We start from the raw sequence: 12,177 nt of genomic DNA, 5'->3' as shown, positions 1-12,177 counted from the left end.
CCGGACCAGTCTTTTTGCTGTCCCGGTCAGCGCTGCTCGATGGCGACGTATTCGCGGGAGGGGTAGCCGGTGTAGAGCTGGCGTGGACGGCCGATGCGGGATTCGGGGTCCATCATCATCTCGTTCCAGTGCGAGATCCAGCCGACGGTGCGGGCCAGCGCAAAGATCACGGTGAACATGTTCAGCGGGATGCCCATCGCGCGCAGGATGATGCCGGAGTAGAAGTCGACATTCGGGTAGAGCTTGCGCTCGATGAAGTAGTCGTCCTCCATCGCGATGCGTTCGAGCTCCATCGCTACGTCGAACAGCGGCTGGTTGTCGGCGCCCATGTCGCCCATCTCTTCCAGTAGCTCGTGGCACATCTTGCGGATGATCTTGGCGCGCGGGTCGTAGTTCTTGTAGACCCGGTGACCGAAGCCCATCAGGCGGAAGGGATCGTTCTTGTCCTTGGCCCGGGCGACGAAGTCCTCGACGCTCTTGTCGGAGTTCACGATCTCCTCGAGCATGCGGATGACCTTCTCGTTCGCGCCGCCGTGGAGCGGGCCCCACAGCGAGGCGATGCCGGCGGAGATGGCCGCGAACGGGTTGGCCTCCGAGGAGCCGGACAGGCGCACGGTGGAGGTCGAGGCGTTCTGCTCGTGGTCGGCGTGCAGGATCAGGATCAGGTCCAGGGCGCGCACGAACACCGGGTTCGGCTGGTAGGGCTCGCTGGGGACCCCGAACATCATCGACAGGAAGTTGGCCGTGTAGGACAGGTTGTTATCCGGGTACATGAACGGCTGGCCGTGGGCGTATTTGTACGACCAGGCGGCGATGGTCGGCATCTTGGAGATCAGCCGGTGCGCGGCGATGCGGCGGTGCTCCGGGTTATGCACGTCGACGTTGTCGTGATAGAAGGCCGACAGGGCGCCGACTACGCCGACCATGATCGCCATCGGGTGCGCATCGTGGCGGAAGCCGTCGAAGAAGCGGCGCACCGCCTCGTGCAGCATCGAGTGTTCCTTGATGATGCGCGAGAAGTCGTGGAGATCGTCGGAGGAGGGAAGTTCGCCGTTCAGCAGCAGGTAGCAGACCTCGAGGTAGGTGCTCTCGGAGGCGAGTTGCTCGATGGGGTAGCCGCGATAGAGCAGGGTGCCTTCGTCGCCGTCGATGAAGGTGACGTCCGAACGACAGCTGGCCGTGGACATGAAGCCCGGGTCGTAGGTGAAGTAGCCAAGCTCCTTGTACAGGGCGCGGATATCGAGGCAGTTGGGGCCGTGCGAGCCCTCCTGGATCGGCAGCTCGATGCTCTTGCCCGTGGTGTTGTCGGTCAGCGTGACGGTTTTGCTCATGAAACGGCCTCGTAGAATTGGGGTCGCCCGGATGCGAAGGCCTCAATGGTAAACCAAAGGCGGGCCTGCGGCAGCGGGTTTCGGGCGGGGCGGAGCGAGACGGGCCGCCGGTTCTGGATACCCGCCGCTCGGCACCTGCGCGACTTCGGGGCGCAGGCGGGCCGCAACGCGCGTAACCATGAGTCAGTGCTTCCCTGGCGGCGATCAGTGGGCCGACGGGCCGCGGCGCTGGCGCTTGTCGGCGTACATGGCGGCGTCGGCGTTGCTCTGGGCGGCGGCCAGCGAGCCGCTGACGGTGCGGCAGGCGTAGCCAATGGAGGCCTCGACACCTGCCGCCAGGAGCGCCGCGCGCAGCCGGTCGGCGATCTCGGGCAGGTAGTCCGCCGGGGTCTCCGGCAGGAGCACGCCGAACTCGTCGCCGCCCAGGCGCGCGACCACATCGTTCTCGCGGCTGGCGTCCCGCAGGGCCTGGCCCGCCGCCTGGATCATCCGGTCACCGGCGTCGTGGCCCTCATGGTCGTTGACCGCCTTCAGGTGGTCGAGATCCAGGGCGATGATGCCCGCCGGAAGGCTGTGATCCTCGCAGCGCTGTTCCTCGGCATCGAGCGCGATCTGCCAGCCGCGGCGGTTGCGGGTACCGGTCAGGCTGTCGTTGTAGGCCTCCAGGATCAGCGCTTCGCGTTCGCGTTCGTCGATGTGGCGGCGTTGTCGCAGCAGTGCCTCGATCACCTGAACCGCGGACTCGATCTCTCCCGCGCGCGATTCGATCGCCTGGGAGACGGGCTCGGGATGCATTGCACACAGCACGCCGTACATGCCGTACTCGCGGTCGTGTACCGGAAAGCCGATGTAGCTGCCAATGGCGGGTGGATCCGTCTGCGCGGCGACTGCTTCCTGGTAGGCGGGCACCTGTGTCACGTCCGGAGCGATTCGCGGGCCGCGCTCGGCCAGCATGCGGATGCAGAAGGAGTTGCCCCAGTCAAAGGCGGTGCCCGGTTCAATCCCGTAGCCGTGATCGTCGGCGCGCACCACGATCTGCTCGTTGTCCTCGATGCGGGTCAGCATCCAGACATCCAGCGGCGCGAGGCGGTGGAGCAGCTTCAGGGTGTGATCGACCCCGAGATTGAACGGGGTGTGCGAAGGGTCGGCTGGGTCGAAGGTCCGGGCCATGGTGTGTCCTGTCGAGCGAGCGCTGGGGCGGGACGGGTGGTTCAGGGAGACGTGGGTTGTGGCGCGTTGCGTTTCCCGCGTGCGGCGTTTTGCAGGGCGCTTGCGAGGCTGCCGGTGCCCGGTTCGCGTGCTGCGTACCCGACACTGGCCGGGATGCCCTGATCCGCCAGATATTGTTGCAGTGATCGGGCGCGTTCCGCGAGCGACGGGTTCTTCATCTCGCTCGCGAGCAGGGCGAAGCGGCCGCCACCCAGGCGTCCGATCCGGTCAGTGGGGTGTGCCCGCTCCTGCAGGGCGAGGATCGCCCGCACCAGTTCGGTGTCGTCGTGGCCCTCGGCCCCTTCGGAGGACAAGCCCCGCGGGAAGAAATCCAGCGCGATGATCCCGGCGGGTTGCCCGAGCCGCTGGCATCGGGTCTCTTCGGCCTCCAGCGCGAGCTCCCAGCCGTGGCGATTGAGGACCCCGGTCAGCGGGTCGCTGTGCACGGACAGGGCCGTGTGCTGGCGCAGGCGGTCCAGGACCTCGGCGCGCTGGCTCAGGCGCAGCACGTGGCTCAGGGATTCGGCCAGGGCGCGGATGACCGGTTCGTGGCGTTCGATGGCGGGATCCACGGGCTCGGGGTGCAGACCGCACAGGGTGCCGAACAGCTGGCCTTCGGCGTCGTGCAGGGGGAATCCCACGTAGCAGCCGATGGCCGCGATGTCATTGATCGGGGCACTGGCGTAGGCGGGCACGCTGCGCGCGTCGGCGGCCACGTTCGGCCCCTCGCCGGCGTGCATGTGGACGCAGTAGGAGTACTGCCAGCTGAAGGCGGCACCCGGGCGGAAGCGTGGGGCCCGCCCGCGTGTGTGCAGGACGATCCAGTCGTCGGCCTCGACTCGCGTCAGCATCCAGATGTCCAGTGGGACCAGGGCCTGCAGCGCGTTCAGGGTGGCATCGACGGCACCGGAGAACTCGTCGGCCAGCGGGGTGGCCAGCGTCGTGGCGGACATGGTAGCGGTCGCGTGCGGTGGGGTTGAGGCTGGCATCCTACAGACGCGGCAGATCGGGATGCGACACCTGGCCGCCGTGTACATGCTGGCGCCCGAACTCGGCACAGCGTGCCAGGGTGGGGACGGCCTTGCCGGGATTGAGCAGGCCCAGCGGGTCGAACGCACGGCGCAGGTGGTGAAACTGTTCCAGCTCCGGGGCGGCGAACTGCACGCACATCCCGTCCAGCTTTTCCACACCGACGCCGTGTTCCCCGGTGACGGTGCCGCCGACCTCCACGCACAGCTCGAGGATCTGCTGACCGAAGGTCTCCGCGGTCTCCAGTTGTCCGGGCTGATTGGCGTCGTACAGGATCAGCGGGTGCAGGTTGCCGTCGCCGGCGTGGAACACGTTGCACACCCCCAGGCCGTGCTCTTGTGACAGCCGGTTGATGCGTTCCAGCACGGTACCGAGCTGGTGGCGCGGGATGGTGCCGTCCATGCAGTAGTAGTCCGGCGAGATGCGGCCGGCGGCGGGGAACGCCGCCTTGCGCCCGGCCCAGAAGCGGGCACGCTCGGCATCGTCGCGGGCGGTGCGCACCTCGGTGGCGCCCAGGTCCAGCAGTTTCTTGCGCACGACCATGATGTCCTCCGAGACCTCGGCATTGGTCCCGTCGAGTTCGCACAGCAGGATGGCCGCCGCGTCGGTCGGATAGTCGGCATGGACGAAGTCCTCCGCCGCGCGGATGGCGGCGTTGTCCATCATCTCGAGCCCGGCCGGGACCAGCCCGGCAGCAATGATCCCGGCCACGGCACGCCCGGCCGATTCCACGTCGGCAAAGCTGGCGAGCAGGACCTGGGTGCGTTCCGGGCGTGGCAGCAGGCGGACGGTGGCCTCGGTGACAACGCCCAGCATGCCCTCGGAACCGACCATGAAGGCGAGGAGGTCCAGGCCGGCGGTATCCAGGGTCTTGCCGCCTAGCCGGATGGTCTCGCCGTCGAGGGTGACGATCTCCAGCCCGATGACATTGTGCACGGTCAGCCCGTACTTGAGGCAATGCACGCCCCCCGCGTTCTCGGCGACGTTGCCGCCGATGGAGCAGGCGATCTGCGAGGAAGGGTCGGGGGCGTAGTATAGGCCCTGGGGTGCGGCGGCTTCGGAGATCGCCAGGTTGCGCACCCCCGGCTGCACCACGGCACAGCGATTGTCCGCGTCGATCTCGAGAATGCGGTTGAAGCGGGCCATGGAGAGCAGCAGTCCGGTCTCGCTCGGGAGTGCGCCGCCGGACAGCCCCGTGCCCGCGCCGCGCGGGATGATCGGCACCCCGTGTTCGCGGCAGACCCGCAGGCAGGTCAGGAGTTCTTCCCGCGTGCGCGGGAGGGCGACCGCCCCGGGGATCTGGCGGTAGGCAGAGAGACCGTCGCACTCGTAGGCGCGGCGTTCCGCGGTCTCGGTGACCAGGGCGTCGGCGGGCAACGCGTTCGCCAGGGTCTCGATGACCGTGGCCAGTGCCTGCGTGGCGGTCTCGGTCGGGTCGATGGACGGATGTGCACTCATGGCTTCGATGGTAGGGACCTGCTGGGTACACGCGATGTGATCGCATAAACTGTAGGCCTTTTCCGCGAACCGGGCATGTGGTGTGGACAGGTCGGGTTTCCGGTCTGGCCGCGGCCGCCGGGCTGTGCGGGGTGGGGCGTCTCCGGGCTCGGCGCCCGTGGACGCCACGGGGCCGCGACCGTAGACTTCCCCGTCGTTCCCGCAACCCCGTACTGGAAAGCCGCCATGCTTGATATCCGCAGCCTGCGTCAGGATCTGGATGCGACCGCCACCGCGCTCGAGCGTCGTGGGTACACCCTGGACCGCGAACGTTTCGAGGCCCTGGAGGCGCGGCGCAAGGCCTTGCAGGTGCGCACCCAGGAGCTGCAGGCCGAGCGCAATACCCGCTCCAAGGGCATTGGCCAGGCCAAGGCCCGGGGCGAGGACATCGAACCGCTGAAGGCCGAGGTCGGGCGTCTGGGCGACGAGCTCAAGCAGTGCGAGACCGACCTGCACGGGGTGCAGGAGGAACTGGACGCGCTGTTGATGGGGATCCCCAACCTGCCGCAGGCGGATGTGCCGGACGGCCTGGACGAGAAGTCCAACGTGGAAATCCGGCGCGAGGGTACGCCGGCGGATTTTGACTTCACGCCGCGGGATCACGTGGATCTGGGTCTGCCGGGCGGCTGGCTGGATTTCGAGGCGGCCGTTCGTGTTGCCGGGTCGCGGTTTGTGGTCATGCGCGGGGAGATGGCCCGGCTGCACCGGGCGCTGACCCAGTTCATGCTGGACCTGCACACCGGCTCGCACGGCTACCAGGAGACCTATGTGCCCTACCTGGCGAATCCCGAGTCGCTGGAGGGCACCGGCCAGTTGCCGAAATTCGATGCGGATCTGTTCTCGGTGGACTGTGATCAGCGCTACCGCCTGATCCCCACGGCCGAGGTCACGCTGACCAACCTGGTGCGGGACCAGATCCTGGAGGCCGACGAGCTGCCGTTGCGGATGGTGGCCCATACCCCGTGCTTCCGCTCCGAGGCGGGCAGCTACGGCCGTGACGTGCGCGGCCTGATCCGGCAGCACCAGTTCGAGAAGGTGGAGCTGGTGCAGATCGTTCGGCCCGAAGACTCCGATGCGGCGCTCGAGAGCCTGCTGGGGCACGCCGAGGCCGTGCTGCAGGCACTGGAACTGCCCTATCGCGTCATGCTCTTGAGCACTGGTGACATGGGCTTCGCCGCGGCGCGCACCTATGACCTCGAGGTCTGGTTGCCGGCGCAGGATGCGTACCGCGAGATCTCGTCGTGCTCGAACTTCGAGGCCTTCCAGGCCCGGCGTATGCAGGCGCGCTTCCGGCCGAAGGCCGGCGAGCGTCCCGAGCTGGTTCACACCATCAATGGCTCGGGGGTCGCGGTGGGGCGCGCACTGGTCGCGTTGCTGGAGAATCATCAGCAGGCGGATGGCTCCATCCGGATCCCGGAAAAGCTGCGTCCGTATCTCGGGGGAACCTCGGTGCTGGAGCCGCCGTCCGAGTAGCAGGCCCTTTCGGAAAACCGCCCACGTGAAACGCCCGTCTTGCCGAATTTGCCATCCCGGCCTGCTGGCCGGTCTCGCGCTGATGATGTTGGCGTGGGCGCTTGTGGCGTCGCCCGTGTCGGCGGACGACGGGGCCGGGGCGGACGAAGGACTGGTCTTCGACGACACGCCGCGGCCGATCGGCCTGCATACGCCGGACTGGTTCGAACTGAGTTTCCTGGACCTGCGCGAGGACCTGGACGATGCGGTCGAGCAGGGCAAGATGGGGCTGGCGGTCTACTTCGGCATGGACGACTGTCCCTACTGCGAGGCGCTGTTCGACAAGAATTTCGCGCAGGACGACATCCGCGAGTATCTGTCGGCGCATTTCAATGTCGTCGCGATTGATGCCCTGGGGACGCGGGAAGTTACCGATCTCGATGGCGAGACCTGGATCGAGCGGCGCTACGCGGCCGAACAGCGGCTCAACTTCACCCCTTCGATTGCCTTCTACGACGAGGAGGGCGAGCGCATCCACCAGATGCGTGGCTACTACCCGCCGTATCGTTTTCGCGCGCTGCTGGAGTACGTGATTGACCGCCACGACCGGGAGGGGAGCTTCCGCGACTACCTGGACCGGGCCGACCCGCCGCCGAAATTTGACCTGGACGACATGAACCAGCGCGACTTTTTCGCGAACCCGCCGTATGCGCTGGATCGCAGCCGGATCCCTGCGGATCGGCCGCTGGTGGTGTTCTTCGAGCGCGAGGCTTGCCATGCCTGCGATATCCTGCATTCCGAGCCACTGCAACAGGATGAGGTGCTGGAACGCATCGCGCTGATGGATGCGGTGCAGCTGGATGCCGACGATGCCGATACCCCGGTGCTGACCCCCGGCGGGGAACGCACGAACCCGAAGGAGTGGGCAGCGGCGCTGGATATACACTGGGCGCCGACCCTGATCTTCTTCGACGAACAGGGTGAGGAGATCATCCGCATCGACTCCGTGGTGCACCTGAATCGACTGCGCAACGTGATGGACTACGTGCTGACGCGGGGCTACGAGGAATACGCGACCTTCGAACGCTGGCGGGCGCAGCAGCCGGCGCGTCCCTGACGACACCCCGAACCGAGGAAACTGCCCCTTGCATTTCGAACGTGATTTCGTGATCCGCAACCGCGAGGTGCTGGAAGGCATCGTGGCCCGTTCCCACCGCGTTGCGCTGGGGATCTTCGTGCTGACCTTCGGGGGCTACGGTGTAGCGGTGTGGCTGTGGTTCCAGGACAACATGTGGGGTGCCCTGGTGGTGGCGACCGTCAGTTATCTGGTATTCCGCCAGTTCCGGATGCTGGCGCTGGGGGTGGCACGCATGCCGCTGCGGGGCGATCCGCAGGCGGTGGAGGCGCTGCGGGCGATCGACGTGGCGTTGGAACAGGACAAGCCGCACCCGGTGCTGGCCGAGGTCGAGGCGCATCTGCGCGCACTGGAAGATGAGCCGCCCGCCGCCGCTGATCGGCCCGCGGATCGGGCCACAGCCGGGCAGGACGATACGGACAAGGGGTCGGGCAAGGGCGACTAGGAGCTGTCGAGTTCGGGCGCCCGGCGGCGGCGCCTCAGAGTTCGACCGGCACGCCCAGTTTCTGCTCGATCACGCGCACCAGGGTCGCGTGCAGGTCTTCGCCGTTGCGGTCATCGATCCAGGCACCTTCCTCCTCGGAATAGCCGAAGTGGGCCGGACCCTCGGGGGAGGACAGCCAGATCTGTTCGGCGGCCTCCTGACGGTTCAGGATGAGCTGGGCGCCATCGTCGAACTCGATGGTCATCACGCCGTCGATCAGGTCGATATCCAGGTCGTCCAGCGCGCTCTGGTCGCTCAGGCGGGTCTGGATGTCGTCCAGGGCTTTCTCGGCGAATACGGCGAAGGAGGTCTGGCTCATGGGGCGCTCGGTCCGGTGGTGAAGGTTGGGGTCAGGCAGGGCGCGATTATAGGGAGACGCTGATTGAATCGCACGTCCGCGCTCGAGTCGCTTTTGCGTGCGAACAAGGCGCGGTGACTGCCGTGCAGTCATTCTGCACAAGGGAGCCGCAACGTCGTGCGCATGCCCGTTTTTGATAACAACGGGCGGCCGAGCCCCTGCTTTTTCAATAGCTTGTGGGGTTGGTGCCCCCTGTTCCCCGATCCTGCGTTGCGCCGCTTGCGGGTAGAACCACTACCCGCTGCACGACGCGCCTTGTCTCGGAAAACAGGGGGCACCAACGCGGACGTGCGATTCAATCAGCGTCTCTCTGGGTCAGCCGCGCCAGGCGGCAATGGCCAACCCCGCCCAGCCGAGGATAAAGGCCGTCCCGCCCAGTGGCGCGATCGCCCCGAGGATGCGGGGCGCCCCGAGTGCGAGGGCGTACAGGCTGCCCGAGAACAGGAGGATGCCGATCACGAAGGCCACCGCGCTGGCGGCGGCCCAGCCGTTGGCCAGATGCGCCCACAACGCGGCGACCAGCAGCAGAGCCAGGGCATGGATGAAGTGGTACTGAACGCCGGTGTGCCAGGTCGTCAGGGCGTGTTCCGAAAGGCGTTCCTGGAGGGCGTGGGCGCCGAAGGCACCGAACACGACCGCGATTCCGCCCAGCAGACTGGCGATGACGATCAGGGGGCGAATCAGGGGCTCGCCGGCGACCATCAGGCGTCGTCGCCCATCTCGCTGTCGATGTCCTGTCCGGCGACCCAGCCGTGTTCCCGGGCGCGCTCGATCGCTTCCTGATGGATGCGTTCATGACGTTCACGAAGTTCTGGCGGGAGATTGCTGATACGCAGGTCGTACTTGTCCCATTCGGCATTGACCTGGTCGTGCAGCATCTGTATGCGCGAGACATCCCAGCCGTCGCAGGTTTCGGTCTCCGGGAGGATGCCGAATACCCAGGCATCACGGATGAAATTGCCGATGGGGGTCATGCCGCCGTACATGTCGTTGTACAGGCCGACGTAGGTGCGGTTGGAACGGTTGGGTCCTTTCATGCCGCATAGTGTAGGGGCGACTAGGGCTCAGGCAAAGCGTTTTCGCCGGTGGGCGAGAAAAACGGAGATCAGGGTGCAAACCGGGAACGATTCACTGACGCGGGTGCGGATCCGCGGGCTCATGAAGCTGATGGTGCTGGGGGCCGCCTTGCTGCTGGTGGGGGTTATGCTGCGGTATGCATTTTCCGGATCGGTGGACACCCGTGGCGACACCCTTCGGGTGGACCTTGCGGAGATCGCGCCGGGCGAGGCGGGACGCTTTGTCCACGGGAACCGGCATGTCCTGGTGGTCCACCGGGATGCGGCCTGGCAGGGCGCGCTGGCGAGCGACGAGGAACTGGTCGATCCCGCTGCGCGCCGCGGTCAGCAGCCGGACGGGCTGGACCTGCCGCTGCGCAGCTTTCGCCCCGAATGGCTGGTGGTGATCGGTGAGGGGACGGACCTGGGCTGCGAGCTGGACCTGGTGCACCCGGACGAAGCCGATGGCTGGAGTGGCGGGTTCGTCGATCGTTGCCGGGGCGGACGCTATGACGGGGCGGGGCGGGTCTACGCGGATCAGAACGCCCGCCGTAACCTGCCCATCCCGGACTACCGGTTCGCGGGGGAGGACCGGCTGATCCTGGGCAGCCCCTGAAACGGGCGAGGAGCGATATCAGCCGGACGCCGCGGTCGCTTCGGCGGGCCCCGTGGCCGAATAGAGGTCGAAGCGCACGCTCTTGCCCTTGACGCTGGCCTGCGGGGCGTCCGGTCCGAGAGCCGGGGCGTGCAGCGGGCGTTTTACGATCACCCGGCGTTCCACGTGGCCGCGCAGGGCGGCCAGGGTCTGTTCGCCGTCGGGGTCGGCCGTATCCGCCATCAGCGCCTGGATCAGTTGCATGTCCTTCTTGACCGCGGCGCGTTTGGCGCGCTCCGGGAACATGGGGTCGAAGACCGCGGCCATCGCGGGCGGGCTCACGGCCGTGGGGTCGGCGACGCCCTCGAGCAGGGTAATGCGCTGGATGACCGGGGCCAGATCCGGGTGAGTTGCAGCGCGCGCCAGGGCATCGGCGAGCAGGCGATACACCACGGGGTGACGTTCCCAGGCGGTCACGCGAAAGCCGTGCGCGGCCAGCAGCAGGGTGTCGCGCCCGAGACCGGCGGAGGCATCCAGTACGTGGCCGTTGCGCGGGAGTTTGCCGAAGGCGCGGATCAGCCCTTCGCGCTGATGGCCGGCATGGGCCAGTCGATAGCCCTGGCGTCCGGCCGGGAAGTCGAGGTGCAGTCGCAGCGCCGGGTGGACGTCCTCGCGGATGAGCTGCAGGCCGTGATCGCCCGTTTCCAGGACCAGCCGAGCCGCGCCGCCGTGCCGGTAGCCGCGCGCCTCGAGGGCCTTGCGCAGTGCGTCGGCAGCGCTGTCGCAGCCCGGAGCCGCGCGTACGGTCAGCGCCATGGGGTCAGTAGTGCGGCGGGGGTGGTTCGGCGCCTTCGGGCCCGCCCCCGCGTTCCTCAAGCTCGCGCAGGCGGTCGCGCAGCCACTGGACCTGCTGGCGCAGGTCGGCATTGGCCTGCTGCAGTTCCATCTGGATGCGGGCCTGCTCCTCCTGGGTGTATTCCTGGTGGGCCAGGCGGATCTCCAGGTCCTCGATTCGCTGTTGCAGGGGGTCGGTGTCCATGTGCGTCATTCCACCACGTTGCGCGGTGAACCGCATGCGAAGCTGCGGATGTTGTGCGTGACTTCGTCGATCACCCCCTGACGGGCGCTGCGCGCCGCCCAGGCGGTATGCGGGGTCAGCACGAGGCGCGGGATGTCGTCTGCCAGCAGCGGATGACCCGGTGGCGGGGGTTCCGGTTCCAGGACGTCGATGCCCGCGCCGCCGAGATGACCGCTGTGCAGGTGACGCGCCAGGGCCTCGGGGTCAACGAGACCGCCGCGGGCCGTGTTCAGCAGAATGCTTCCCGGCCGCATTCGGCGCAGTGCGTCGTCGTCGATGAGGTGGCGCGTGGCGGGCGTGAGCGGGCAATGCAGGCTGATCACATCGCACTCCGCAAGCAGGCGCTCCAGCGGCTGGCGATCCGCGTGCGTCTGCTGCGCGGGATCGTGACTCTGCGCAACCCGCACCTCCATGCCGAAGGCCTCGGCAACACGGGCGGTGGCCCGGCCCAGCACCCCCCACCCGATGATCCCGATGCGCATCCCGGCCAGGGTGCCGATCGGGTGGTCGAGGAGGCAGAACTGATCCGAGGCGCTCCAGCGTTCGGCGCGGATGTCGGCGCGGTAGTCATCCAGCCGCGTGACCAGCGTCAGGAGCAGGGCGAAGACATGCTGCACCACGGAGTCTGTGGCGTAGTCGCGCGCGTTGCTGACGACGATGCCTTGTCGGCGGGCGGCGGCCACGTCGATATTGTTGAAGCCGGTCGCGGCGGCGCAGATCAGTCGCAGGCGGGGCGCGGCGGCCAGCAGATCGGCATCCAGTTCGACCTTGTTCGTGATCACGACATCGGCGTCCGCGATCCGTTCGGCGCACTGGTTGGGTCGCGTGCGGTCGTGGAAGGTCCACTCGGGCAGGCAGGCGCGGAGTTCGGTGAGGTCGAGGTCGTCCCGGTCAACCGTGTTCAGGTCGAGAAAGACGCCGCGCTGGAGCTGGGTCATGGGCCGAAGTCCCCGG

At 67.5% G+C, this 12,177-nt stretch carries 14 protein-coding genes; 4 read left to right on the top strand and 10 right to left on the bottom strand.

All coding sequences use genetic code 11. The annotated features are described in order from the left end of the window. Positions 1-26 precede the first annotated feature (26 nt). The 4 genes from H609_RS0100445 to H609_RS0100430 all read right to left on the bottom strand — a co-directional run bounded on the left by H609_RS0100445 (position 27) and on the right by H609_RS0100430 (position 5,027). Positions 27-1,331: a citrate synthase gene (locus H609_RS0100445; protein ID WP_018867031.1), complete on the bottom strand. Its 1,305-nt coding sequence runs from the start codon at positions 1,329-1,331 to the stop codon at positions 27-29. 204 nt (positions 1,332-1,535) lie between these two features. Then, positions 1,536-2,501 (bottom strand): sensor domain-containing diguanylate cyclase, encoded by a 966-nt coding sequence (locus H609_RS0100440; RefSeq protein WP_028484022.1) that lies wholly within the window; start codon positions 2,499-2,501, stop codon positions 1,536-1,538. Positions 2,502-2,542: 41 nt separating this feature from the next. Further along, entirely contained in the window at positions 2,543-3,493 is a 951-nt protein-coding gene (locus H609_RS0100435) for a diguanylate cyclase domain-containing protein (protein WP_028484021.1), read from the bottom strand. A 37-nt stretch (positions 3,494-3,530) separates the two neighbouring features. Further along, a complete protein-coding gene (locus tag H609_RS0100430) occupies positions 3,531-5,027 on the bottom strand; it encodes an FAD-linked oxidase C-terminal domain-containing protein (RefSeq protein ID WP_028484020.1) in 1,497 nt (498 codons plus the stop codon). Positions 5,028-5,252: 225 nt separating this feature from the next. On the opposite strand from H609_RS0100430, the gene serS reads away from it, so the two are divergent. The 3 genes from serS (at position 5,253) to H609_RS0100415 (ending at position 8,098) form a co-directional block, all read left to right on the top strand. After that, positions 5,253-6,539, top strand: coding sequence for a serine--tRNA ligase (gene serS / locus H609_RS0100425; protein WP_028484019.1), 1,287 nt, complete (start codon positions 5,253-5,255; stop codon positions 6,537-6,539). 82 nt (positions 6,540-6,621) lie between these two features. After that, positions 6,622-7,635, top strand: coding sequence for a thioredoxin fold domain-containing protein (locus H609_RS0100420; RefSeq protein WP_026280681.1), 1,014 nt, complete (start codon positions 6,622-6,624; stop codon positions 7,633-7,635). 28 nt (positions 7,636-7,663) lie between these two features. Next, complete coding sequence (locus H609_RS0100415) at positions 7,664-8,098, top strand: hypothetical protein (RefSeq protein ID WP_018880309.1); 435 nt, start codon at positions 7,664-7,666, stop codon at positions 8,096-8,098. 34 nt (positions 8,099-8,132) lie between these two features. Here H609_RS0100415 and cyaY read toward each other — a convergent pair whose 3' ends face one another. The 3 genes from cyaY to H609_RS0100400 form a co-directional block, all read right to left on the bottom strand. Then, positions 8,133-8,456 carry an iron donor protein CyaY gene (gene cyaY / locus H609_RS0100410; RefSeq protein ID WP_018867024.1) on the bottom strand — a complete coding sequence of 108 codons (324 nt, stop codon included), beginning with the start codon at positions 8,454-8,456 and terminating at the stop codon, positions 8,133-8,135. Between the two features lie 354 nt (positions 8,457-8,810). Further along, positions 8,811-9,197: a DUF423 domain-containing protein gene (locus tag H609_RS0100405; RefSeq protein WP_028484018.1), complete on the bottom strand. Its 387-nt coding sequence runs from the start codon at positions 9,195-9,197 to the stop codon at positions 8,811-8,813. After that, a complete protein-coding gene (locus H609_RS0100400; RefSeq protein ID WP_018875615.1) occupies positions 9,197-9,532 on the bottom strand; it encodes a hypothetical protein in 336 nt (111 codons plus the stop codon). The genes H609_RS0100405 and H609_RS0100400 overlap by 1 nt, the downstream gene beginning before the upstream one ends. 73 nt (positions 9,533-9,605) lie before the next feature. Between H609_RS0100400 and H609_RS0100395 the strand changes: the two genes are divergently transcribed. Then, positions 9,606-10,166, top strand: coding sequence for a hypothetical protein (locus H609_RS0100395; protein WP_018875614.1), 561 nt, complete (start codon positions 9,606-9,608; stop codon positions 10,164-10,166). Positions 10,167-10,184: 18 nt separating this feature from the next. Here H609_RS0100395 and H609_RS0100390 read toward each other — a convergent pair whose 3' ends face one another. From H609_RS0100390 to H609_RS0100380, 3 genes are read right to left on the bottom strand one after another with little or no spacing between them, the layout of a single operon-like run. Beyond that, positions 10,185-10,961, bottom strand: coding sequence for a class I SAM-dependent methyltransferase (locus H609_RS0100390; protein ID WP_028484017.1), 777 nt, complete (start codon positions 10,959-10,961; stop codon positions 10,185-10,187). 4 nt (positions 10,962-10,965) lie between these two features. Next, a complete protein-coding gene (locus H609_RS0100385) occupies positions 10,966-11,184 on the bottom strand; it encodes a SlyX family protein (protein WP_019558105.1) in 219 nt (72 codons plus the stop codon). A gap of 5 nt (positions 11,185-11,189) precedes the next feature. Beyond that, on the bottom strand, positions 11,190-12,161 hold the full coding sequence (locus tag H609_RS0100380; protein ID WP_028484016.1) for a D-2-hydroxyacid dehydrogenase: 972 nt from the start codon (positions 12,159-12,161) through the stop codon (positions 11,190-11,192). Between the last annotated feature and the right edge of the window lie 16 nt (positions 12,162-12,177).

Origin of the sequence: Thioalkalivibrio sp. ALE17 (assembly GCF_000425605.1) — a bacterium.
Lineage (GTDB): Bacteria > Pseudomonadota > Gammaproteobacteria > Ectothiorhodospirales > Ectothiorhodospiraceae > Thioalkalivibrio.
This window is presented reverse-complemented; position numbering and strand designations above follow the sequence as displayed.